The sequence below is a fragment of the Melghirimyces profundicolus genome (assembly GCF_003054245.1).
Lineage (GTDB): Bacteria > Bacillota > Bacilli > Thermoactinomycetales > DSM-45169 > Melghirimyces > Melghirimyces profundicolus.
In genome coordinates this window covers 17,353-40,728 of sequence record NZ_QBKR01000017.1, presented here as the reverse complement: position 1 = coordinate 40,728, position 23,376 = coordinate 17,353, and the positions used below count along the sequence as shown (strand labels likewise).

The 23,376-nt window shown below is 53.9% G+C and carries 26 protein-coding genes; 21 read left to right on the top strand and 5 right to left on the bottom strand.

Annotated features, from left to right (window positions below):
* Positions 1-72: 72 nt before the first annotated feature.
* From C8P63_RS12315 to C8P63_RS12300, 5 genes are all read left to right on the top strand, one after another.
* Positions 73-1,761, top strand: a complete 1,689-nt coding sequence (locus C8P63_RS12315; RefSeq protein WP_108024621.1) for a DNA repair helicase XPB — start codon at positions 73-75, stop codon at positions 1,759-1,761.
* A complete protein-coding gene (locus C8P63_RS12310; RefSeq protein WP_108024619.1) occupies positions 1,758-3,623 on the top strand; it encodes a helicase-associated domain-containing protein in 1,866 nt (621 codons plus the stop codon). The genes C8P63_RS12315 and C8P63_RS12310 overlap by 4 nt, the downstream gene beginning before the upstream one ends.
* A gap of 63 nt (positions 3,624-3,686) precedes the next feature.
* A complete protein-coding gene (locus tag C8P63_RS12305) occupies positions 3,687-4,673 on the top strand; it encodes a hypothetical protein (protein WP_108024617.1) in 987 nt (328 codons plus the stop codon).
* A 23-nt stretch (positions 4,674-4,696) separates the two neighbouring features.
* Complete coding sequence (locus C8P63_RS19160) at positions 4,697-4,867, top strand: hypothetical protein (protein ID WP_170109638.1); 171 nt, start codon at positions 4,697-4,699, stop codon at positions 4,865-4,867.
* Between the two features lie 89 nt (positions 4,868-4,956).
* Complete coding sequence (locus C8P63_RS12300) at positions 4,957-5,367, top strand: YlbF/YmcA family competence regulator (RefSeq protein ID WP_245920873.1); 411 nt, start codon at positions 4,957-4,959, stop codon at positions 5,365-5,367.
* Positions 5,368-5,409: 42 nt separating this feature from the next.
* Here the strand turns inward: C8P63_RS12300 and C8P63_RS12295 are convergent, their stop codons facing one another.
* Positions 5,410-5,739, bottom strand: a complete 330-nt coding sequence (locus tag C8P63_RS12295) for a hypothetical protein (RefSeq protein WP_108024613.1) — start codon at positions 5,737-5,739, stop codon at positions 5,410-5,412.
* Between the two features lie 191 nt (positions 5,740-5,930).
* Here C8P63_RS12295 and C8P63_RS12290 point away from each other — a divergent pair, with 191 nt between their 5' ends.
* The 6 genes from C8P63_RS12290 to C8P63_RS12260 all read left to right on the top strand — a co-directional run bounded on the left by C8P63_RS12290 (position 5,931) and on the right by C8P63_RS12260 (position 10,336).
* The gene (locus tag C8P63_RS12290) at positions 5,931-6,191 is read left to right on the top strand and encodes a YlbG family protein (RefSeq protein WP_108024611.1); all 261 of its coding nucleotides are present in this window, start codon (positions 5,931-5,933) and stop codon (positions 6,189-6,191) included.
* Positions 6,192-6,307: 116 nt separating this feature from the next.
* Positions 6,308-7,561 (top strand): MFS transporter, encoded by a 1,254-nt coding sequence (locus tag C8P63_RS12285; RefSeq protein ID WP_108024608.1) that lies wholly within the window; start codon positions 6,308-6,310, stop codon positions 7,559-7,561.
* Between the two features lie 556 nt (positions 7,562-8,117).
* The gene (locus tag C8P63_RS12275; RefSeq protein ID WP_108024604.1) at positions 8,118-8,666 is read left to right on the top strand and encodes a zinc ribbon domain-containing protein; all 549 of its coding nucleotides are present in this window, start codon (positions 8,118-8,120) and stop codon (positions 8,664-8,666) included.
* Between the two features lie 13 nt (positions 8,667-8,679).
* The gene (locus C8P63_RS12270) at positions 8,680-9,042 is read left to right on the top strand and encodes a YkvA family protein (protein ID WP_170109637.1); all 363 of its coding nucleotides are present in this window, start codon (positions 8,680-8,682) and stop codon (positions 9,040-9,042) included.
* Positions 9,043-9,226: 184 nt separating this feature from the next.
* Positions 9,227-10,027, top strand: a complete 801-nt coding sequence (gene minD, locus C8P63_RS12265) for a septum site-determining protein MinD (RefSeq protein WP_108024600.1) — start codon at positions 9,227-9,229, stop codon at positions 10,025-10,027.
* A 36-nt stretch (positions 10,028-10,063) separates the two neighbouring features.
* Positions 10,064-10,336 (top strand): cell division topological specificity factor MinE, encoded by a 273-nt coding sequence (locus C8P63_RS12260; RefSeq protein WP_245920876.1) that lies wholly within the window; start codon positions 10,064-10,066, stop codon positions 10,334-10,336.
* Here the strand turns inward: C8P63_RS12260 and C8P63_RS12255 are convergent.
* A complete protein-coding gene (locus tag C8P63_RS12255; protein ID WP_108024596.1) occupies positions 10,333-11,166 on the bottom strand; it encodes a hypothetical protein in 834 nt (277 codons plus the stop codon). The two genes, C8P63_RS12260 and C8P63_RS12255, sit on opposite strands and share 4 nt — an antisense overlap.
* Positions 11,167-11,430: 264 nt before the next feature.
* On the opposite strand from C8P63_RS12255, the gene C8P63_RS12250 reads away from it, so the two are divergent.
* The gene (locus C8P63_RS12250) at positions 11,431-11,880 is read left to right on the top strand and encodes a hypothetical protein (RefSeq protein ID WP_108024593.1); all 450 of its coding nucleotides are present in this window, start codon (positions 11,431-11,433) and stop codon (positions 11,878-11,880) included.
* Between the two features lie 152 nt (positions 11,881-12,032).
* Positions 12,033-12,179 carry a hypothetical protein gene (locus C8P63_RS19155; protein WP_170109636.1) on the top strand — a complete coding sequence of 49 codons (147 nt, stop codon included), beginning with the start codon at positions 12,033-12,035 and terminating at the stop codon, positions 12,177-12,179.
* A 32-nt stretch (positions 12,180-12,211) separates the two neighbouring features.
* Here the strand turns inward: C8P63_RS19155 and C8P63_RS12245 are convergent, their stop codons facing one another.
* Positions 12,212-12,439: a spore coat protein CotJB gene (locus C8P63_RS12245; protein WP_108024591.1), complete on the bottom strand. Its 228-nt coding sequence runs from the start codon at positions 12,437-12,439 to the stop codon at positions 12,212-12,214.
* Between the two features lie 243 nt (positions 12,440-12,682).
* Between C8P63_RS12245 and C8P63_RS12240 the strand changes: the two genes are divergently transcribed.
* The 6 genes from C8P63_RS12240 to C8P63_RS12215 all read left to right on the top strand — a co-directional run bounded on the left by C8P63_RS12240 (position 12,683) and on the right by C8P63_RS12215 (position 18,164).
* Positions 12,683-12,898 (top strand): alpha/beta-type small acid-soluble spore protein, encoded by a 216-nt coding sequence (locus tag C8P63_RS12240; protein ID WP_108024590.1) that lies wholly within the window; start codon positions 12,683-12,685, stop codon positions 12,896-12,898.
* Positions 12,899-13,033: 135 nt separating this feature from the next.
* Positions 13,034-14,623 carry an acetate--CoA ligase gene (locus tag C8P63_RS12235; protein ID WP_425437302.1) on the top strand — a complete coding sequence of 530 codons (1,590 nt, stop codon included), beginning with the start codon at positions 13,034-13,036 and terminating at the stop codon, positions 14,621-14,623.
* A 60-nt stretch (positions 14,624-14,683) separates the two neighbouring features.
* The gene (locus C8P63_RS12230; RefSeq protein WP_108024585.1) at positions 14,684-15,220 is read left to right on the top strand and encodes a hypothetical protein; all 537 of its coding nucleotides are present in this window, start codon (positions 14,684-14,686) and stop codon (positions 15,218-15,220) included.
* A 235-nt stretch (positions 15,221-15,455) separates the two neighbouring features.
* Positions 15,456-16,970, top strand: a complete 1,515-nt coding sequence (gene zwf / locus C8P63_RS12225; RefSeq protein ID WP_108024715.1) for a glucose-6-phosphate dehydrogenase — start codon at positions 15,456-15,458, stop codon at positions 16,968-16,970.
* Positions 16,970-17,611, top strand: coding sequence for a cyclase family protein (locus tag C8P63_RS12220; RefSeq protein ID WP_108024583.1), 642 nt, complete (start codon positions 16,970-16,972; stop codon positions 17,609-17,611). The genes zwf and C8P63_RS12220 overlap by 1 nt, the downstream gene beginning before the upstream one ends.
* 193 nt (positions 17,612-17,804) lie before the next feature.
* Positions 17,805-18,164: a hypothetical protein gene (locus C8P63_RS12215; RefSeq protein ID WP_108024581.1), complete on the top strand. Its 360-nt coding sequence runs from the start codon at positions 17,805-17,807 to the stop codon at positions 18,162-18,164.
* Positions 18,165-18,207: 43 nt separating this feature from the next.
* Here the strand turns inward: C8P63_RS12215 and C8P63_RS12210 are convergent, their stop codons facing one another.
* Positions 18,208-18,669 (bottom strand): hypothetical protein, encoded by a 462-nt coding sequence (locus C8P63_RS12210; protein WP_108024579.1) that lies wholly within the window; start codon positions 18,667-18,669, stop codon positions 18,208-18,210.
* An 86-nt stretch (positions 18,670-18,755) separates the two neighbouring features.
* Between C8P63_RS12210 and C8P63_RS12205 the strand changes: the two genes are divergently transcribed.
* The gene (locus tag C8P63_RS12205) at positions 18,756-19,895 is read left to right on the top strand and encodes a S8 family peptidase (protein WP_108024577.1); all 1,140 of its coding nucleotides are present in this window, start codon (positions 18,756-18,758) and stop codon (positions 19,893-19,895) included.
* Here the strand turns inward: C8P63_RS12205 and C8P63_RS12200 are convergent.
* Positions 19,885-21,180, bottom strand: a complete 1,296-nt coding sequence (locus C8P63_RS12200) for a S8 family peptidase (protein WP_108024575.1) — start codon at positions 21,178-21,180, stop codon at positions 19,885-19,887. The genes C8P63_RS12205 and C8P63_RS12200 overlap by 11 nt on opposite strands.
* 199 nt (positions 21,181-21,379) lie before the next feature.
* On the opposite strand from C8P63_RS12200, the gene C8P63_RS12195 reads away from it, so the two are divergent.
* Positions 21,380-23,359 carry a peptidoglycan D,D-transpeptidase FtsI family protein gene (locus C8P63_RS12195; protein ID WP_108024573.1) on the top strand — a complete coding sequence of 660 codons (1,980 nt, stop codon included), beginning with the start codon at positions 21,380-21,382 and terminating at the stop codon, positions 23,357-23,359.
* Positions 23,360-23,376: the final 17 nt, after the last annotated feature.

The following is a 23,376-nucleotide window of genomic DNA, read 5'->3' as shown; positions in this document are numbered from 1 at the left end:
CAAAATTGAGCCCATCCCTAACAAAGTCAGCCCACGTACAGGAAGATTTTTTCTTTCGGGGAGGGAATCCATGTGAAATACCGACCGGACCGCCCCTTGATTGTGCAGGGAAACCGGACGGTTTTGCTTGAGTCGGACCACCCGAGGTTCACGGAAGTGCGGGATCGGTTATCCGCTTTGGCCGAACTGGTGAAAACACCTGAGCACCTTCACACCTATCGCATCACCGATCTCTCTTTGTGGAATGCCGCTGCATCGGGTTGGTCGGCGGAAGAGATTCATGCGTTTTTGAACGAAGAGAGCAAATTCGGCCTCCCCGCTTCCCTTCGAAAGGAAGTGGAGGAGACGGTGGGCCGGTACGGGGTGTTGAAATTGATCACCCGGGACAACCGGTTGATCCTGTCGGTGGAAGATCCGGATCTCTTCCGGCGCCTTCGCCGGAGCACCCCCTGGAAACATCGCCTCACTCCGGTTTCAAAGGGATGTTTTGAGGTTCCGAAGCATCTCAGAGGATGGGTCAAGCAGGAGATAATCCGGTGGGGGTATCCCGTCGGGGACCAGGCCGGTTATGCCCGCGGGGAATCGATTCCCTTGCGCTTGAGGGAGAGAACCCGGTCCGAAGGTTCCCTTTTCCGGCTCCGTTCCTATCAACAGAGGGCGGTGGACGCTTTCCATTGCGAAGGGGACGTGACCGGGGGGAACGGGGTGCTCGTCCTTCCCTGCGGTGCGGGAAAAACCGTCATCGGAATCGCTGTGATGGAGAAAGTGGGAAAAGCGACACTGATCCTTACGCCCCATACCACCTCGGTTCGGCAGTGGATCCGCGAACTGTTGGACAAAACGGATCTGACCGAAGAACAGGTGGGAGAGTATACCGCATCCCGAAAGGAAGTCCGACCCGTCACGGTTGCCACTTATCAGATCCTGACCCACCGCTCGGGGGATTCGGATCCGTTTATTCATATGAACCTTTTTGAACAGAGAGATTGGGGGTTGGTGATCTACGATGAGGTACACCTCCTGCCGGCTCCGGTGTTCCGGGCGACGGCCGACATCCAGGTCCGTCGGCGGCTCGGACTGACGGCCACCCTCGTGCGGGAGGACGGACGGGAAGAGGATGTCTTCTCGCTGATCGGACCCAAAAAATTCGAAGCGAATTGGAAGGAAATGGAGAACGACAGGTGGATCGCCCGCGCCCGGTGCACCGAGGTCCGGACCCCCCTGTCCACGGACCGGAAACGGGAATATGCCCAGGCTCCCCGGCAACGCCGCTACCGGATCGCAGCGGAAAACCCGGGAAAAATAGAGGTGCTGAAAAAGGTTCTCCACAAGCATCAGGGTCTGAAAACACTGATCATCGGGCAGTATCTGGACCAACTCAAGGAAGTGGCGGCTCTTTTAAAAGCGCCGCTGATCACTGGAGCAATGGCCCAGAAAGATCGCGAGGATCTTTTTGATCGGTTTCGCCGCGGGGAAGAATCCGTCCTGGTGGTATCCAAAGTGGCCAATTTTGCCGTGGATCTGCCGGATGCGAGAGTGGCTGTCCAGATTTCGGGAACGTTTGGATCAAGGCAGGAAGAAGCCCAGCGCCTCGGCCGCATTCTGAGGCCGAAACAGGGGGAGAATGAGGCGTTTTTTTACAATATTATCTCCCGGGATACGGTGGATCAGGAATATGCCATGCACCGGCAATTGTTTCTCGTGGAGCGGGGGTACCGATATGAGGTGACCGAATCGGAAGCATGGGAGGGTGAAGGATGAAGCCGTCACTGGTTTGCTGTTTGAATGGCTTGACCGATGAAGCACGGTCACGTCTCTCACGGGAACACAAATGCGGAAAGGATCCCCGTTCCCTGGCGGAGGCGATTGTTGACGAGGTGGAAAAAGACGGGTTTGAAGGACGTCTGCATCCCTGGGAGCGGGTGGCGTTGGAATTTTTGGTGTTTACCCAAGGGGACCGTCCAATCCCGGAGGGTGAAACTTCCGGTCGTCCTTCCGTCCTTTCTCCTTCCCGTTTCCGGACCGCATTGGTGCTTCTCCGCAGGAGAGGTCTACTGTTCCGCCTCCGGAACCGGCCGGCGGGGTGGTTGCTCTGGTGTCCGCGGGAAGTCCGGCGGGCTTACAGTCGATCCCGCATCGGCGAAGCACCGAAGGAAAGGGAGGTGCCGGAGGAGATCGAAGATGCCGACCCGGCCAGGGGAATCTGGAACCCCTTGTTTCAATTCGCCGTCCAGCTGGAGCGGGAAGGGATTCCCCTTACCCGTGAGGGAAACGTTCCCCTTACGGTGGAGCGGAAACTGGCGGTGGAGCTGAATATGGACGAAGAATCATTCTCCGAATCCCGGTGGGAAAGGGAAACGGGCTCTCCGGCGGTCAGACTGGCAGCCGGCTTTACGAAACGGCTCGGGATACTGCAAAAGGAGGGAGGGCGCTGGGTTCCCCGATCGAACCGTCTGCACCGGTGGTTGTGTTTAGCCTGGGATGCCCGAATCGAAGAGTTGTTCTGTCTGACGCGGGATTTTTTGTTGGAGGACCGGCCCCGTTGGGACGGACTGTGGTGGCAGATGGAACGCTGTCAAGGAGGATGGTTCCGTTTCCGGGAGACCTGCTTGGGATGGCTGGCGCTCAGCGGGGGAGCCGGAAAACTTCCCTTCTTTGCGGAAGAGGTGGAACGGCGTTGGTTGCGGCCGTTGCAAGCGATGGGATGGGTGGAACGGGCAAAACACCGGGGAGAGACCTTCTGGCGATGGCTTCCGTGGGCTCCCCCGGTCGGGGGAGACTTTCCCGAAATGAAAGGATATGTGAAGCCGGATTTTGAAATTCTGGTCCCGCCCTTTCTCCCCCTTCACCGCCGTTTTCTGCTCGCCCTGTTTGCCGATTGCATGGGGGAGGACCAATACATTACCTACGAACTCAATGCTGATTCTGTCCGCCGGGGGGCGGAAAAGGGGATCTCCCCGGAGGAAATGCTTCAGCTGCTGGAGGAGATCTCCGGCTATCCGGCGCCGGAAAACGTCGCGGTAACCCTGCGTCGGTGGGCGGGGGATCTCCCCGTTTTGGAGGAGGTGTGGCTTCTTCGGGAGCCAAAAGCTTGCGGAAGATGGGTGTCGGAAGAAGATCGGACGGCTTGGAATCTGGATCCCGTTGGGGATGGGATCTATCTCGTTCCCAGCAACCGGGTGAAAGAGGTGGAAAAACGGTTGGCGGAAAAAGGAGTTTCCATTTTGCAGAGGGAAGAGAAGGACTCTTGGTGGGAAGATCTGAAGGAGGGAGAGAGGGGGGAGGGAGAGCAGGAAGAAGTAGCCCCTGTGGACGGTCGTGATCCTTCGCCGGAGGAAGCCGTTCCGGGGTTCCAACAGTTGCCCAAGCTTTGGACATCCGGAATGCGCCGTTATCACCCCTCAACCTTGCGGGAACTCCTGAATCGGGCGGTTTCCATGGAACTGGATGTCCTCCATTCTTCCGGCAAGGGAGAGCCGGACCGTTTTACCCCAACCAAGATTGTTCCGGACGGAGAAGGGTGGAAAGTCCGGGGCAGGGATCCATCAGGAAAGAAACGCCACCTGCCGATGGAGGCGTTTGCGGAGGTTCAGCTCTTGGCCCCCTGGCATGATCTGATTTGAAACGGTGGGGATGGGAAGGACTTTCCAAGCCCGGGTCGAATGTGTCAGGGGGGAGGGAAGTCCATGCAACCGATGCCTCATCGCCGCCCTGAAGAAAGGAATCGGGCTTTAGAGCACCCCCGTTTTTCGGGGGATTTTATATGGAAATTCATGGGTGCCTTTTTCGCATCTGCTGTCATGTGGACCGGAAAGATGGGAGAGTGGGTTCGCTACGGCGCCACCTTGGTCACGGTGTTGTTCTTCACGCCGGTATGGAACGGTGACTTTCGGCAGGTTTGGGCGAACCATCCGGCAGTGGCTTTGGTGTATGTAGCGTTGATCGTCCTGATTCTCAGTCAATCCGCCGCAAGGAAAATGTGCGAGCGGGATTCCCACTTTTACAGTCCTTTCGCTGAATATCTCTTTAACCGAAAGCAGTTCGACGAAAGGCGGAAATGGGAAAAAGAAAAGGGCGGATCCGAAGAGTGGCGGGCCCGGGTGAAGGAACTGAAAAGCCGGTTGAAGGAAACCGGCCAGGAAAACGAAAAGCTGAAAGAGCGATTGGCAAACGGGAAGGAGAAGCTGGAACAGTCGGTTCGTCTCGCGGCAAAATTAAGGGGGGAAGTCCGGCTGTATGAAGTGATGCTTCAAGGGGGGCATCCGGTGGCCCCCCACCTCCTGATGGAGCGTGTGCTGAAGGAAATGGATCCGGCCTGCGTGGCGGTCGCCTGCTACGAATCGGAAGGGGACACACTCCGCCTCCGAGGTTCGGCGGGAGCGTGGTTTGAGCTCTCTTTCCACCTGGAAGCGGATGCGGATTGCCCGGAAACGGAAAGCTGGGCCACGGGTGCCGACATCGTGTCACAAAACGAAGCATATCCTTACGAATATATGGTGACCGCTGTCTTCCGAAGCGGGTTGTTCGTTCTGATGTTTCGGCTGGATACCCTCGACCTGGATGAAGCAACCCCGGCTTTGTGTGATATAATGTTGGAAAACAAACACCTTCTCCTGGTGGCTTCGCGCATCCTGAACACCCGCCGTCAGGAAACTTCGGTAAACCGGGGTTGAAGCGGCAGAAAGGCGGTGTTGGAATGATTGAAAAAAAACCGGACGAAGAGCCGATTAACGCCAAAGGAAAATATCGAAAAAGAAACCGACTGGATACCCGGCGCGCCTGGACACCCGAACGAATCGACAGCCAAGTGGAACAGGCGGTAAACAGCCATGATCCGAAACCCCGCCCCCATAAAGGAGTGGTATAGCCCTCCTTCGCTTTCCCGACGTTTGCCGGGGAAGCTTTTTCTTTTTCAGAAGGGGTGTATGTTATCATGGAAAAATGGAGGGATCCCAAGTGAATTCCATCGATATGACCGAGCTTTTGCTCGAAACGTATAAACTGGCGGACCGGATCAACGAATCCGAAGAAGTGAAACAATACCTTAAGTTGAAGAAAGAGATCCAAAACGACAAGGAAGCACAACGCTTGATCCGGGAATTTCAGCGGAAAAAAGAGGTCTTCGAAGATTGTCAACGCTTCGGTCACTTCCATCCTGATTACCATAAAGCCAAAGACGAAGCGGAAGCCTTTCTTAAGGAGCTGAAAAAACATCCCAAAATCCGGGCGTACCTCGATTTAGAAGAACGGCTCGATTATCTTTTGAGTGAGGTGAGCCGAACGATCGCCCGGTCTGTATCCGACTCGATCAAGGTTCCCATCAATGATCCCAGGGAATTGCGCAGACGGCGAAAGGGCTGCGGCTGAATTTTCGTCGGTCCCGCTTAAGGGGGAAGTCCGGCAGGGGTTCTAAGAGCGACGGGAGCGCAAAAGAACACAGTCCGGACATTGATTGCCGCAACAGAAGCTCTTTTCGTCGGGGACCCGAAAGCGAATGCGATAAACCCACCGGTCTTTGGCCTTTCTGACAAAATGGCATTCCAAGGTGAGTTTCGTATGGAGAAGAAGTGGACGGGCCGCTTTCCGGATCGCCCGGGATAGTCGGGTTGCGGCAGCCGTTTCCCCGTTCCGGGGACAGAGATACAAAAAGTGGGTGCCGGCAAAGGTCCGGAGTTCCGTGTCGCCGAATCCCGCAGCACGCAGTCTTTTGACGAACCGGTTTTCCAATGTATCGGACACATGCCCACCTCCCGGTCCCATTGTATCAGAAATACCGTTTCAAAGCGTAGTGGAATACGAGCGGTTCGTTTGCTTTGATTCTCAAAGCGTGTTACCATTGATTAGGATCTTCTTTCAGGTGTTCGCATTCCGTTTTTGTTGTTTGCGGAAAGGAAAGAGCCTGTAAAAAAGCAAAAAAGGAGATACCTTTCATGTCTTATGAGATCGCGGAACGGCTGGGTTTGGCTGTTTGGGTGAAGGATCTCAAGGCAGCTCGTTCTCTGGGGCGCTTGGGTAATATCCACTATATGTCCAAGCGGTTGAAATACGTTTTTCTTTATGTGGATGGAAAAAAAGCGGACCAAATGATCCGGCGGATTGAGCAGATGCACTTCGTGACACGGGTGGACCGTTCCCTCCGCCGTGAGCTGGAAACCGAGTTTCATAAACCGACCCGCTTGACAAGCGGGTGATTTACCGTAAGGACGCTGCCTGGTCTGTAAACGAGGCAGCTTTTTTTGGATTAACATTTCGCCGAACGAAATAAATGATCGAAGGAACAAATCAAAAGGAGATGGTTCACTCCGTTATGGAAATTTGGCGACGGAATCTTTATATCCTGATGGCATCCCAATTTCTGGTTATGGGTGCGATGAGCATGATCATCCCCTTTCTCCCTCTCTACCTTAAGGATGAGATGGGGGTGACGGATCCGGAAAAAACCCAGCTCTGGGCCGGGCTGATTTTCGGCATCAACTTTTTGTCGGCCTTTGTGATGGCTCCGATATGGGGAAGTCTGGCGGATAAAGTGGGCCGCAAGATCATGGTCCTGCGATCCGGATTCGGGATGACGATCGTCATCTTTCTGATGGGCCTTGCCACCAGTCCTCTGCAACTTTTGATTCTGCGACTGTTAAACGGGACGGTTTCCGGATTTATCCCGGCATCCATCTCCCTGGTCGCAACCAACACGCCGAAGGAGCGGACCGGTTACGCCTTGGGGATGTTGCAATCGGGAGCTGTGTCCGGAAGCATCATGGGGCCTTTCATCGGGGGCATCATGGCCGAGGTGGTCGATTACCGCACCATCTTTTCCCTGACCGCCTTGATGATCGGTTTGGCCACGCTGGTGGTCACATTTGCCGTGAAAGAAGTATCGAAACCCGAACCCGCACAGGAACGGGCCGGCTTCTTGGCGGAAGGATCCCACATCTTTCACCGAAAACCGCTCCCGATTCTCTTTTCCGTCGGATTCATGCTTCAGTTTGCCATGTTGGCGCCGATGCCCCAGATGTCGCTGTTTGTGGACCAACTGGGTGCACCCGGAGGATATCTTGCCTTTTTTGCCGGTTTGGTGACAGCGGTAACCGGTTCGGCCAACATGTTGGCTTCCCCCCGGTTGGGACGCCTGGGGGATCAGTTCGGTTCGGACCGGGTGTTGTTCTTCGCGATGTTGGGTGCGGCTGTTTCCTTTGTGCCCCACGCGATGGTTACGTCCGTCTGGCAGCTTCTGGTGCTCCGCTTTCTTCTGGGACTCTGCATGGGAGGGCTGTTGCCTTCGCTGCATTCCCTCATCCGTAAAAACGCCCCCCGGGGGAAAGAGAGTACGGCTTATGGTTACAGCACCAGCGCCGTCTTTCTGGGGCACATGCTCGGACCGATCACCGGCGGTTTTCTTGCCGGGTGGATCGGGATCCGCGGGTTGTTCCTGCTGACGGCAGGTCTGTTGGTGGCGGGAGCCTTCTGGTTGCGAAGCGGGCTTCGCCGTTCGGCTGCTTCCGAGAGCCGCCGGGCCTCTTCCGGTTCCCGGCATGTATCCCGGAGGGTGGTCAATTCCAGTTGACGGTGAAATTCCGCTTTTGACCGAAGAGGGGTGTCCCACTCTGCCAAGAAGAGTCCGGCATAGAATGGTAAAGACCCACTTCAGCTTATGATCACAGGAGGGAAAAGCATGTTCGGATTCTTTCTTGGAAAAAGGTTCTTGGGTGGCCCCTTTAAAAGAGGTTTCGGCCCGGGACCGAAAGGCTTCAAAGGACCGAAAGGGTTTGGGGGCCCGGGAATCGGAGGGCCTCCCCCGGGGCCGCCGGGACCTCCTCCGGGTCCTCCCCCGGATCCGGAATTCGGCCCGGGTCCCGGCTTCGATCCGGAATTCGGCTCCGGACCCGGCTTGGGCCCCGGTCCCGACGACTTTTAGAAGCGTTGTGATTTCATGTTCGTTTCTAGAAAGGGGGCTTGGAGTAAATGCTGCCGCTCGCTTTTTCACAACGCTTTTAGGTGTGTGTTGAAAGCCCCCGACGGGGCTTTTTTGTTTGAAGGCGAAAGCGAGTTCCCTTCTGGAAGGAAGACAGATTTCATCGTACAATAAAGAAACACAGCCGTGAAAAGGGGAGCGAAGCGCTTTGGATTTGCTGACCGGGCTGAGACAAAAGCTGGAAAAGGGAATTGAAAGCACCAGCCAGCGATCAAAAAAGGTGTTGCACATCAGCCGGATCACGCTGTTGATCCGCAACAAAAAAGAGAATGAAGATGAACTGTACCGCCGGCTTGGAAGGGAAGTCCACCGATACTGGGAAATGAAAGGGCGTCTGGATCTGACGGATCTGACCCGGGCCACGCTTCAACAGATCCGGGATGTTCGGGAAAAGATCGCGGAACTGGAACAGTCGGTGGAAAAGTTGAAACAACAGGAGGAAGTTCCCCCTCCAGAAAAAGAACGTAACCGAGAGAAGATTCCGGCTCCGGATTCCGGATACAGCAAAGCGGAGGAAGAGAAGGTCGAGGAAGAAAAACCGGCTCCGCCGGGCCCGTCGAGAGAAGAGGAGGAAAATACCGCCCCCCCATTTTTGGGGGAAGGGGAGGCGATTTTTGTCTGTCCTCATTGCGGGGATCAGATCGAAGAAAAAACGGTGATCTGTTCGCACTGCAAAAAACATGTTTATCATGACTGAAGGGGGGAGTTCGATGTCGTCTGGTCTGAACAACAAGGTTGAAAATTTTCTCGAACCGCTGAAAAAAACCGCGGAAACCCCGGAAGGAAAACGAAAAATCATTGACGAATTTAACGACAAAGTCCGGCGTGTCGGCGGCATTCAACAGGTTATCGACAAATTGAAACTTCTTTACCGATATTTCCGCGACCCCGGGACCCACCGGGCCCAAAAAGCGTTGGCGGGGGCGGCACTCTTGTATTTCATTATCCCGACCGATGTGTTGCCGGACTTCCTGCCGATCGCGGGTTATGTGGACGATGCGGCCGCCGTCGCGATCATCTGGAAGTTGCTCAGCCGCGAGCTGGAACGCTTCGCGAGAGAACGGGCCGGATAAAACAGGATTTTCATCCATTCCCTTCTTTTGGGGCCCGATATCTGGTACAATGACAGAGAAACTTGTTTCAATCTGTCAATAAAACAAAATCATTAAAAAATTTGGCAAAGTTCTCTTTCTTCCATGAGGGTTTACCCTGGTCAGCTGTTTTAGATAGATAGGCTTTGGAAAGGGGTAAAGAGTTATGAAGCATAAATCCACAGCCATTACCGTGACGAGTGGGAAAGGCGGAGTGGGGAAATCCACAACCGTCGCTTCGGTCGGTTTGGCTCTGGCCCAGCTGGGGAGAAGTGTTTGCGTGATGGACACCGACATCGGCCTCCGGAAGCTGGACTTGATGCTGGGTTTGGAAAACCGGATTGTCTATGACCTGGTGGATGTGATCGAAGGAACGAGTAAACTGCGCCAGTCCTTGGTTCGACATAAAGAATTCGACAACCTGGCCCTGTTGCCGGCTGCTCAGACACGGTACAAAGAGGAGGTTACACCGGCGCAGGTGAAACAGCTTGTGGACGAATTGCGGGAGGAATTTGAATTTATCCTGATCGACTCCCCTGCCGGGATCGAAGGCGGATTTCGAAATGCGATCGCTCCGGCAGACCGGGCCATTTTGGTCGTCAATCCCGAAATCCCTTCTGTACGGGATTCGGATCGCGTGATCGGACTTCTGGAGTCGGCCAACCTGGACCACATCGACTTGGTGGTGAATCGGGTGCAACCCGGTATGGTAAAAGACGGTGACATGCTGAGTGTGGAACGGGTCCAGAACCACCTCGCGATCAACCTCTTGGGGATTGTACCCGAGGATCGTCGCATCATCCGTTCTTCCAATACCGGTGAACCGGTTGTGCTGGACGATAAGTCGATGGCCGGCCGGGCTTTCAACAACATCGCCCGCCGGATTAACGGAGAAGAAGTCCCCTATCTGGAGTTGGAGGAGACAAGCCTCATCAATCGGATTAAACGGATTTTCCACATCGCCTGATTAAAGGACGAGGTGAACAGAGTGGTTTTTTTGAACATGTTTAATAAAGACAAAGAGCGACCGACGGCTGCCACGGCCGATGACCGGCTGTCGCTGGTTCTCAGTTACCAGCGGTCGGATATTGATGAGCGGAAGCTGAAAAAGTTCCAGGGCCGATTGATCGAACTGTGTGATGAATTCGGCTATGACGTCGTGGGTCAGGTCGAAATCCGGCCCCAATCCAGGCAGCGGGACAATACCACGGTATTGAACGCCAGTATACCGGTCCGGCTTCGTGATTCCGAAGACGAAAAAAGGGCAGGCTCCTAGGAGCCCGCCTTTTTTTCATTCACCGGTGAGTTTCGTTTCAGGTGATTTTCCAGGAACCGGGTGATGACAGAGGGGAATTCTTTGTCCTCATGCAGGGTGAACAGGGCGATGGAGACACGGGTATGACCGTATTTGCGCATCAAATCCGTCAGTCGGCGTCGGATGGTCGGGCCGGGTTTGCCGTACTGACTTTCAAAAGCCATTAACACCAGATCTTCTTCGGAGAGGTTGGCAGTAGAATGGGAACCCTCTTTTGACGGGAGGTTTGCTGTCCCGGAGGATTCGGCAGCGGCAGCGGTTTCATGGCCGGCCAATTCCAATTCCCGCCGGCGGATTTCTTCCAAGTCGCGGATCTCGGGGCGTTGAACCTGCCATCCCGATATGCTGTGTCTTCGGGGGCGAGGTCCCGGCGTTCGGTGAAACCGTTCCGGAGTTTTTCTCCGAAGAGTGTAAATCCGTTGATAAATCGCTCCCTGGGTGCGATTCAATTCTTTTTCCAGCTGGGAGATGGCGGACGAAAGGGGTTTTCCCTGAGCGAGGAACCGGTTGACCGTTTCGATCACGGTGTTTTCCTCTTCTTCGGTCCAGCTGTTTAACCGCCTTTCTCCGTTTCCCCGGTCGGAGCCGATCCCCGGTTTGAAGTGCTCCGGGAATTGACTTCGTAACTTCCGCACATGGGACATTACGCCGGCAAAACCCCGGTTCAGTTCCGCGGAGAGTTCCTTCAAAATCTCCCGTTCCCGAACTCCTTGTTCCAATCCTTCATTAATCTTTTGAATAATCCGTTCATTCTCTTGGGCGGTATACTTTCCCTTTTTCGTATCGAACAAAGCCATCCCTCTCCCTGTCTTAACTTTCTATATTAATAAATATAACAGAAAAGAAATACCGTTATCCACCAAAATATCCTTCGTATCAATGCATATTTTATAGAAAAATAAAGAATATTTTTCCTATAACAAAGGGGCGGAAAAAGGATCATGAAGTAGTATAAACCTATGTTGAGATGGTCATAAAGAGAATAATGGTTTATTTTATATATACATCCCAAAATACGACTTTTTAAACCAAATCAAGGAAAGAAGGTGGGGTTCATGTCTCAATTATCCGCTCGAAAGCTCAGTTCTCTCCTGACGTCCCGATCGCCTTCTTCTGAAAAAGAACCGGATCACCGACCGGATTCCTCCATACATAAAGACTGGGATGAACGTTCGAGGGCTTCGTTGGTCATTTTGTGGGGGCTTTTGGTTTATCCGGCATTGGATCCGGAATTGAGAACCCAAAGGGAACCTTCGGTACGTGAGGATGAGGTTTACGATCTGTTCCGGGATTACCTGGGAACAGCTTCCGATTGGAACAACGTGCTGAAGCAACTGAAAGCCCATGATTACATTCGGTATCGAAGAGACGGGCAACGGATCGTCGCGGGGACCAAATTGTGGACGGCCGTCGATGCCGCAAAAATGTACCGGTTGTTCCGTTCTTCCGTCATCGTTCGAAATATGTGGTTGGACCAACGGCAAAAGGGAAAAAACAACGGATAAACAGTGCGTCTTTTTATTTGTTCCCTTGATACAAGGATTTCATCACTACAGGGGATGGCTGGAGGTTTGAGCCTTTCAGGGAGAGGGTAAAGATAACATACCATCTGGGCATTCCCTTGTAAAAGAGGTGTGTATCCTTGGAGGATCCACTCTTGGAAATCAAAAACAAATATCGTGTGAAAAAAGAAGAATACAAACAGGCGGTTGAACGTCATGAATTCCTGGAGCAACACGACATCAGGGAAGAGTTGGAAATCCTGAGGAACCAATGGGCTCAGTTGACAAAGAAAACCGGATAATAATTGTGAAAAGGCGCCCGAAAGGCGCCTTTTTATTTTTTGCGGGCTTTCCGCATGGTCAATTGTTCTTGAGTGGCGTGCATCAACCGGATGCAATGTTCATACTCACGGTTGAGATCCTGGCGGATCCTGTGATATTCCTTCCGCTGTGCTTGGGCACGATGATCCTGAGGATGGGTGGCGAGATGCAGGTTGAGTTCCGACAGGAAAAAATCAACGGTTTGAAGTTCGCCGAGCAGACGATAATAATCCTGTTTCATCAAAAACACCTCGCAGAAAATCCGTAATGGCGGCTAAAACGAAAATGGTTTCCGAAAAGCCGACAATCCCGCAGTTCGTGACGGCGGCTGTTTGAGAGTATCATATGTCCCAATTTGGCCATGAGCAACTCAGGCAGATGCCCAAATTGAGCTGAAGGAGGTCCATTCCAGAAATTCACACGCATCGGGCTCAGCCATTCTAAGCAATATAAGAGTACCATCTGCAAGGAGGTGAGACCTAAGATGCAACAACAACAAAACCGCGAGCGCAACACCAACCAACTGTTGGTTGAAGGTGCTGCTCAAGCTCTGGATCAAATGAAGTACGAAATCGCTTCCGAGTTTGGCGTTCAACTGGGCGCTGACACCACTTCCCGTGCCAATGGTTCGGTCGGTGGTGAAATTACCAAGCGTCTGGTCGCCCTGGCCGAGCAACAACTGGGTGGCGGATTGAAGTAACAAAATGAATAACTGGTACCTTCGGGCAGCGGCACTTACCGCTGCCCTTTTTATGATATTGGGAAAAGGAAAGAAGCCATCTGTGTCGAAAAAACTTCTGGTAGGGCATGAACCACTCGGAACGGATGGAGGGCGATAAAGATGGAACCGTTTCAAATTCCGGAATATTACAACATGGCGCAGGATGTGAACCGTTTTGCCGATCATCCCGAACGGGTTGCGATTCGGTGGGAAAACGAAAATGGCGAGACACGGGCAGTAACCTACACCGAACTGAAAGCCGATTCGGATCGTGTGGCCGGAGGGCTCCTTTCGGCAGGGCTGGAAAAAGGGGATCGCGTCATGATCCTTCTTCCCCGGACCCCGGAGGCTTATGTGGCTTACCTGGGCGCACTGAAGGCAGGACTGACGGTGGTGCCGGGTTCGGAAATGCTTCAGCCAGGAGATATTTCCTACCGCATCCGCCATGCGGACGCAAAGGCGGTGATTTTTGACCATTCCTTGCGGGAACGGGTGGAAAAAGCGGTTCTTGATTGTCCATCCCTTCAAATGGGTTGGGTGACGGGGGAGCAGACGGATCGTTGGCTTTCGTTTTTCTCCCTGGGTGATGAAGGGAGCGGGGAGAAACTGCCGAAAACCCGGTCCGACGACGTGGCCTTCATTTCCTATACTTCGGGCACGACCGGGGGCCCGAAAGGCGTCGTTCACCATCACAGCTGGGCCATTCCCCATCAGGCGGTGGCGGGCCGGGAGTGGTTGGACATCCGCGAAGGAGATACGGTTTGGGCCACCGCGGGGCCCGGTTGGGCGAAATGGGTCTGGAGTCCCTTCATTTCCACTTTGGGAAACGGTGCAACGGCCTTGGTATTCCAGGGGCGCTTTGATGCCCACCGTTATTTGGCGTTGATGGAGAAATACCGGGTGAACGTTCTGTGTTGCACTCCCACCGAGTACCGGATGATGGCCAAGGTGGACAATCTGGGTGAATACCGGTTGGAAGGGCTCCGAAGCGCTGTCAGTGCCGGCGAACCCTTGAACCGTGAAGTGATCGACACGTTCCGCCGCCACTTCGGGGTCGATGTCCGGGACGGCTACGGACAAACGGAAAATACCCTTTTGGTCGCAACGTTGAAGGGAATGGAAGTGAAACCCGGCTCCATGGGTAAACCCACACCGGGCAACCGGGTTGAACTGATCGGTGAAGAGGGAAGACCTGTCGCTGACGGCGAAGTCGGGGATATTGCTGTTCACAAAGAGGCTCCCGCACTCTTCAAAGGTTATTTCCGGGATCCGGAAAAAACCCGATACGCCTACCGGGGAGACTGGTATTTGACCGGTGACCAGGCCCGCAGGGATAAAGATGGATATTTTTGGTTTGAAGGTCGCTCTGACGATATTATCATCAGTTCCGGTTACACAATCGGGCCCTTTGAAGTGGAAGATGCTCTCGTCAAACACCCGGCGGTGCAGGAATGTGCGGTGGTGGCCAGTCCCGACCCGGTCCGGGGTTCGATTGTCAAAGCTTTTGTCGTATTGAAAAGCGGTTACTCCTCCTCGGAAGAGCGGGTGAAGGAACTCAAACATCACGTAAAAGAGACAACGGCTCCCTACAAATATCCCCGGGAAATCGAATTTGTCACTGAACTGCCCAAAACTGCCAGCGGCAAGATCCGGCGGGTGGAACTCCGGAATTTGGAGAAGAAGAGGAAAAGACAAGCTCCTTGAACCGGGTCTTCTGCTGGGTTATAATCTGAGGGAATCGCAAGTGAAGGAGCCGGATGACAGATGCGCGTTTTCCCCCACTGTAACATCATCAACTTTCAAGGTTCGGTCCGGGAGATGAAAGCCCCTTGGCTGAAACGCTTGTTGAAAGAGGCCCTTTCTGACGACGGACCGCTTTTGGCGGGACTGTTGGATATGGAGCAAGAGGCGGTATATGTATATGGACAGGCCGAAAGGATTACTGTCAGCGAAGAGGAGGACCGGGTGGAAGTCGTCACCCGGTCGGATGAGGGCGAGATCCATCGCATTTCCCGTCCTTTTTCCCATTTGGACCGCAGCCATGAGGTCCGGTTCGATATCGACGAACCCTCCCGGGGCGTGATTCGTTATCCGGTTTATTATGTGACTTTCAACGCGGAAGGGAACGGTTCCAAACAGGAGGCCACCCTTTTTCTGGCACCCATTGAACCCGTGTCCCGTCCCCTGGATTGTGTGGTCGAGTTTTGGAACCAAATTCGGGACTTGGGTCGGGATACGGACTTTCAGGGAAACGGGTGCTGTGTGACTCCCGGCTTCAAGGAAGCTCTTCAAAGTGAATGACAGGTTTATATGGAACCCGTGGTGTTATATATAAAATGGACAGGCTGTTGACGTCGGTTTTGCTGTCAACAGCTTTTTTCTGTCCCGGCCTGTCGGCCGCTCATTGAGTCTTTACTTTCGGGGAAAAATGAAAGGGAAAGCAGACCTGTCGATCCGGGGGAGCAGTAGAAACGGTCGGAACAGGAGTGAAGGCAAGGTGTCAAATTTAAAAACCTCCCAGTTGGATCCATTCGTGATGATTCTGTTCGGGGGGGCGGGGGATCTGGCCAGGCGAAAGCTGATCCCCGCCCTCTACGGACTTTACCGCAATGGATTAATCCATGAACGTTTTTCGGTCATCGGGTTGGGGCGGTCCCCGAGAGAAACGGAAGACTACCGTCAGATCATCATGGAGTCGGTGGAAAAGCATTTTCGGCTGCCGGTGGAACACAGGGGAGAACTGGAAGCCTTTTCCCGCCATTTTGAGTACATTTCATTGGATGTCCATGACCGGGAAGGTTACCACAGATTGAAGGAACGGGTGGAGGACCGGGAACGGGGGCTCGGGATTCCGGAAAACCGGTTATTCTATCTGGCGATCGCTCCCGGACTGTTCGGGGAGGTTTCTTTCCACCTGCGGGACTGCGGGCTGGCCCGGACCCATGGATGGAAACGTTTGGTAATCGAAAAACCCTTCGGGCACGACTATCCCTCCGCCAAAGAACTGAACGACCGGATTCGTGAAACGTTTCAGGAGGACGAGATCTACCGGATCGATCATTATCTCGGAAAAGAGATGGTGCAGAATATCCAGGTGATCCGTTTTGCCAATACCCTCTTTGAAAACATGTGGAACAACCGGTATATCGATCATGTGCAAATCACAGCGAGTGAAGTGGTGGGAGTGGAGGACCGGGCGGGTTATTACGATGGCGCCGGGGCTCTCAGGGATATGGTGCAAAATCACATCCTTCAAATGGTGATGCTGGTGGCCATGGAACCTCCCAGCCGGCTCAAACCGGAAGCGATTCACGATGAAAAAATCAAAGTGCTCCGTTCCCTCCGGCGTTGGAAAGAAGAAGAGGTCAACCGCAACATGGTCCGTGGACAGTACACCGGAGGGTTCCAGAATGGAAAGCCGGTCTTGGGCTATCGGGAGGAAGACGGGGTGCGTGAGGGGTCTCACAATGAAACCTTCGTTGCCGGCAGGTTGTACATCGACAACTTCCGCTGGTCCGGTGTTCCTTTTTACATACGAACCGGCAAACGGATGAACCAAAAAACCACGGAAGTGGTCATTCAGTTCAAAGGCGTTCCCGGTCAACTCTATTTCAACAAAGACAACAACCTGGATCCCAATCTCCTGGTGATCAAGATCAATCCGGAAGAGGGTCTTTCCCTTCAAATCAACGCAAAGAAACCGGGTGCGGAAAACGAAGTCGTTCCCATCGCGATGGATTTCTGTCATGATTGTGAAGAAAGTTCCCCGGAGGCGTATGAAAGTTTGCTTCGGGATGCGGTGGAGGGGGACCGCACGTATTTCACCCACTGGGATGAAGTCTCCCTTGCTTGGAAATTTGTCGACCCCATCCGCAAAGCCTGGGATCAACAGACCGATTCCACGCTCTGTTTTTACGAGGCCGGCACCACCGGTCCCAAGGAGGCCGATGCGCTTTTAGCGAGGGATGGTTACCGGTGGCACTCTTCCGGACTTTCAACCTCCGTGGTGAGGGGGAACCAAATAACCGAAGAGGGGAAGGGGAAATCTTAATGGGTTACAAAGTTTATGATGTCTCCATGACGATTCATGAAGAGATGGCGGTCTACAAGAATAAAGCTGAGAAAAAGCCGGAGATCGAAGTGATTCAGGACTTTGATACCAGTCCCGCCCGGGAGTCCCGCATTCATTTGGATGTCCACACGGGCACTCATGTGGATGCTCCTCTTCATATGTTGCCTGACGGAGGAACCATGAAGACGCTTGAGATCGAAAAACTGACGGGCCCCTGCCGTTTGCTGGATCTGACTCATGTAACGGGCGGGATCGGACGTGCGGATCTGGAAGGTGTGGGGATTCGGGAAGGGGATTTTGTTCTCCTGAAAACCCGGAACTCTGACAGGGAAGATTTTGATTTTGAGTTTGTTTTTCTTAGCCAAGACGGTGCGGAGTATCTCACTTCCATCGGTGTCCGGGGAGTCGGGATTGACGCTCTCGGCATCGAACGGGGTCAGCCTGGTCACCCCACTCACAAAACCTTGTTCCGTGCCGGGATTCTCATTGTGGAAGGCCTCCGCTTGAAAGATGTGCCGGTGGGGGAGTATTTCCTGACAGCGGTACCCATCAAGCTGAGAGATACAGAAGCTGCCCCCGCCCGGGTTCTGCTTTTTGAGGGATTGTCCGTCGCGGATTAAAGTGAGAACCATCTTCGGAACCAGACCTTTCCGATGCAAAAAGCCGCCCCGAATGGGCGGCTTTTTTTTTTGGTGGGCGTCGGCCTGTTTTCCCGGACGGTGGGTGTTTGTCATGTGCAACTCCGGGCGATTTACATACATCTATGGTGAAAGGCTGGATTCACAGGCCGAGCTACAGGGAGGGCTCTTAACCATGACAGCAACCGGTCCGTCCAAGAAAGATTTTGCTGATCTGGTCAACCAGATGGTGGGTCAAAACGTGGTCAATGACAAAATGATGGACGACATCCTGAAAAACGCCAAGAACAGCTACAACCGCAACGGGTTGGACGGTTTTTTCGAATACATCCGCCGATTAACGGGGGCACCGCTTTCCAATCAGGAGCTGAAGCAACTCATGGATCTCGTGGTGGGTGCCGGAAGGACGGATAAGGCATTGTCAAGTCTGGTGAACCAGAATTGGCTTCCCCGGGAGCAGGCCGAGCGAATCGATCGACGGTTGGATCGTGCGATGGAACAACGGAAGCCAAGCACTCGAAAAAAGAAGTCCTGAAAAAGCAGTGGGGCTGCTTCGGCAGCCCATTATTCGGAATTTGCTACGGTTTCTTTCTTCCTCTTCTGTTTTTCATCACTTTGTCCACGATCTTCTCCATCCCCGGGGCATTGATCAAATCATAGAGGCTGTCTCCATCTTTGGAAAAGGGACTGGGGTTCGAAGTCGATTCTTCTTTTCCTTTACTGGGGGCTGAGGCCGGTGGTTTTGAGGATTCGGCTTTGCTTCCTGAGGGAGTTTTCAGTTGCATCTTGGATAAGTTGGCGATGAAATCCTGCAGTACGTTTTTATCTTCCAGAGCGTAACTCAGATTGGTCATGGCCGCGAGCCACTGTTCCATTTTTGAGGTGGCGGCGGTAATCTCCCTGGAGAGATTCCGGATTTCCTCCATCCGTCCGGAAATGGATGATTCCTCCGTTTGATTCCGGGAAGAGGCGGCCGGCCGCGGCGAGCGTTGGTTTCTGCTTGGACTCCGGCGGTTGGTGTACAGCTTGGGCGGTTTCATCCATACCACACTCCTCGGGTGGTTGAGTCGCTTTCCCATCCTATTCAACGGGGAGCTTATTAGTGAGGAGAAGGAGTGAAGCGCAGATGCCGAAGCCGGAATGGTTTCAGGGACCGGAGCCCATGAAGCGGAAGCCGAAGAGAATTCGTAAAATTTTTTATTTACGGCACTTCCACAATCCCAAAAGCTGCATCCGGGAGATGAATCGGGCGGGCGGCCGTCCCGTGCGGATCCTTCCCCAATTGGGTATCATTATCGGCGAATTCGCGGGGAAAGAAGGCCCCCGCAGTCTGGAAGGACATCCGGATGTAGCCCACTGGGAGTTTGATTCCAGGGTGACCATCACCGACCCTTACGCAGGGGAAATCAAAGAGAAAACGACGGACCCACTTCCTTGGGGAATCCGGGAAGTGGAAGCGTATAAGGTCTGGCCGTACACCAAAGGGCGGGGGATCAAAGTGGCGGTGGTCGACACCGGAATCGCAAACGACCACCCGTCCATTCAAAAAAACTACGCCGGAGGGGTCAACATCCTGTCACCCATGTTCACTCCTTATGATTACAACGGACACGGCACCCATGTGGCGGGGACCATCGCCGGTCGCGCCACGGAGCTGAATGTGGTGGGAGTCGCTCCGCGGGTTCGGATTTATGCGGTCAAAGCATTCAATCGAAAAGGAAGTGCCAACCTCTCTGATCTGTTAAGCGCGATCAATTGGTGCATCGAAAATGACATGGATATCGTCAACATGAGCTTTGGAATGTCGAAAGTGAGCGATTCATTGCGTCAGGCGATCCAGACGGCCCATCGGAAAGGGATTATGCTGGTGGCTGCGGCAGGCAATCAGGGAATCTCGGGAACGGTGGATTATCCGGCCCGTTATGAAGAGACGATTGGCGTGACCTCAGTCTCGAAGGATGGAAAGTTGTCGGCTTTCAGCAATACGGGAGAGGGAGTGGATCTGGCCGCTCCGGGGGATAAAATTTCTTCCGCATGGCTGAACGGGACCACCCGGGTGATGAGCGGAACTTCGATGGCGGTTCCCCATGTGAGCGGGACGGTGGCGCTTCTCTTGTATCTCAGAAAGAATTTGACCCCGGCTCAAGTGAGGGATCTGTTGATCCATTCCGCCCGGCCGATTCAAACCCACCCGCAGTACGGGAAACTGAACGCTTTTCAATCGGTCCAGCTCCTGGCACGCTCCATGGGTCGGTTCATTCCTTAAACCAGTGATCGTCCTCCCGGACCAGTCCCGCACCCTGGGTGTTCGGGGGAAGACCCAGATCCCGGCCCGAACGAATCAGGGTTTCTTTCACCTGATCCGGTGACCATTCCGGATGACGGGTCAGCAGCACCGCTGCCAATCCGGCAACGATCGGAGTGGACATGGAGGTGCCGGAAAGGGTGGTGTAATGCCGGTCCACGCGACTATCGGGGGAGATTTTGTCAATATAGGAGTAAGCGACTCGAAGAGAGGTGATATTGACACCAGGAGCCAGGATATCCGGTTTTGTGATCCCGTCGGGGGTGGGTCCCCGGCTGGAAAAAGAAGCTGCCCCATCATCCCGGATTTCATCGGAGTTTTTATCGTCGGAAGCGCCCACGGTGATGATGCGGGGGTGGATACCCGGGCTGGCCACGGTCCCGGCTTCGGGGCCGTCGTTTCCGGCTGCTGCCACGACGGTGATTCCCTGCTCCCACGCCTTTTCCACTGCCTGTGAAACCGGGTCATCCCGATAGGAAACCTGGGTTCGGCTTCCGAGGGAAAGGGAGATCACCCGGATGTTGTATTTTTTGCGGTGAAGAATACACCATTCAATCCCAGCGATCACATCGGAAAGATTTCCGGAACCGGTCTTGCCCAAAACTTTCACACCGATCAATTTCGCCCCGGGGGCGGGGCCTTTGTATTTCCCCTGTGAAGAGTAACCGTTTCCTGCCGCATCTCCCGCGCAATGGGTTCCGTGGCCGTTATCGTCGTAAGGTTTCGTTTTTCCTTTGATGAAATCCTTGAAAGCGATGATCCGGAGTTCCGGTTTCGTCAGATCGGGATGGGGGTGGATCCCCGTGTCGATTACGGCGATCCCGGCCCCTTCTCCGCGGTTTTCATAGGACCAGCCCAGTGGGGCGTTGACTGTCGGGCTCGCCGTGTCCAGAAGGGTGTAGACCTTCCGGTCCAGAAAGACCCTTTTCACCTCGGGAAGCGTCATCATCCGATGGAGCTGGTTCAGACTGAGGTTCATGCGGAAGGTATGGATGCTGCTGAAATAATCCACGGGAGAATAAAGGCTGAAGAGTGTCCTCTCAAATTGGCTGCTTATGCCGGTTTCCCGGTCGATCTGCACGAGAACGGGGACGCGGGTCAACCGGCTCATGAGAGCCACGGTGGCAGGGTGAAGTATACACGGAAGGTAGCGAAGGATCTGCAAACGTTGAATCACCGAGCTCCGGAGGTCGGAATCCATCCTTCGTCCGTGTTTGCGGATCCATTGATATTGGGTTTGGGTCATGTAAATGTCTCCTGTCTATGAATTTATATCTATGAGCAAGTTATGTTTCATAGAAGGAGACGGTCACAGCCGTTGCCCATCGGCGGAAAAGGCATTTGTCAGAAAATCGACCCCGGACCTTCACGGCCACAAACCGATCCCTTTGTGTTAAACTTTAAATTGCCAATCGCTGTGGACAGAGAGGTTGAATTCGAAAGAGATGATCAGACCCAAACCGCGTACCGTCGGACACAGGGAAATGAACTTCAACCGGCTGCACATTTTGTGGCTGATCGTTTTTTTATTGTTTGTGGCTCTGATTTTGCGCCTGTCCTGGGTGCAACTGGGCGGAGGGGAAAAATTTCAGAAGCTGGCAAAAGAAAACAACTATAAACAAATTCCCGTCGTTGCTCCGCGGGGGCGGATTTATGACACGGACGGAAAGCTTCTGGTGGGAAATGAGTCCCTTTTCGCCGCCATTTACCTGGAAACCGATGATAAACCGGAAGCCAAACTGAAAACGGCCAAAAACTTGGCCCGTGCGCTGGATATGCCCGTAAAAAAAGTGTTGGAAAAGATGGACGTGGGATTGGATGTCAAGGGGAAAACCGTTCCCCGAAAACAACCTCCCTATTATCCCAAAAAGATCAAGGACCGGTTGACGGAAGAGGAAGTGGTGGAGCTGTCGGAGCATCCTTCCGACTATAAAGGGGTCAATGTTTTTCTCGAACCCATCCGGGATTACCGGGAAGACACGTTCGCCGTGCAGACCATCGGTTATGTTCGTCCCTTCGCCGGGGCGAAAGCGTCCCTGGAGAAATACAAAAAAGCGCAGAAGGAACCCGACGACGACGGTTATCTTGACTGGGAGCAGGTGGGGATGGACGGGGTCGAGTACAGTTTCCAGGACGAGCTGCGCGGTCATCACGGTTACAAAGTGGTCCGGGTCAATTCCACGGGCAAGCCGGTGGAGGTGATCAAGGAGGTTAACCCACGCCCTGGAAACGACCTCGTCCTCACTCTGGATAAGAAAATGCAATTGGAAACGGAAGAATTCATCGAGCAACAGCTTCAATGGCTGAGAACCCAGGCCCCGGGCCGCCATCGAGCCCCTTATGCCCGGAATGCCTACGCCGTGGCGATGGAAGTCAAGACGGGGAAAATCCGAACCATGGTCAGCTATCCGGATTATGACCCCAATATTTGGAACGGCGCGGTCACTGCCAAAGATTATGAACATTTGACCTATACCATCCGAAACGGGACGATCCGGGAAGCTCCATACGATGCCCGTTATGCGGACAACCCCGGGAAGGAGTACCAACGGCATCCCCTTTCCGTTCTCCCTCCCGGCTCCACCTTCAAACCGATGATGTCCCTGATGGCCCTCAACGAAGGACTGATCGGCCCCCATACCCTGTTTCGGGATCCGGGAACGTATTATTACGCTCCGGCCACCCCTCCGGTGCGGAACTCAGGGAATCACAACTATGGGGTCATGAACGTGGAAAAAGCCATTCAAAAATCGGCCAACACCTTTTTTGCTTGGACCGGAAGCCGGTGGTACCGGAAAGAAGGGAAGAAGAGTGTCGGGCAGTTTAAGGATTACACCCATCAATTCGGATTGGGTGTCCCGACAGAAGTGCCGTTAAAAGGGGAACAGGACGGAACGGAAGACTACCTGTCCATCGCCGATCACTTTTCCCCGATGGGGGCCATGGTGCTTGGTTCTTTCGGGCAGGCGCAGCGCTACACCGTGATGCAACTGGCTCAGTATACGGCCACCCTGGCCAACGAGGGAAAACGGATGAAACCCGTGTTGGCGGAAGCCGTCAAAACCCACGAAGGGAAAACGGTCAAAACGTTCAAGCCGAAAGTACTCAACCGTTCCAAAATCGATCCCCGACACTTTCAGACCGTCAAGTCCGGCATGGTGAAAGTGACCCAACCCGGGGGAACAGCTTCCCGGCTGTTTCAAGATCTCCCCTTCAAGGTGGCGGCCAAGACCGGGACCTCCGAACAGGACATTCCCGGACGGGGGCGGGTGGAAAATTCCGTTTTTATCGCTTTCGCACCTGCGGATGATCCCAAAATCGCCGTTGCGGTCGTCGTTCCCGAAGGAGGGTACGGGGGGATCGCCGCCGGACCCATCGCCGAAAAAATGATCCGTTTATATTACCGGGAATTTATGGAAAAATAACGAAAGGTCGGGAGATC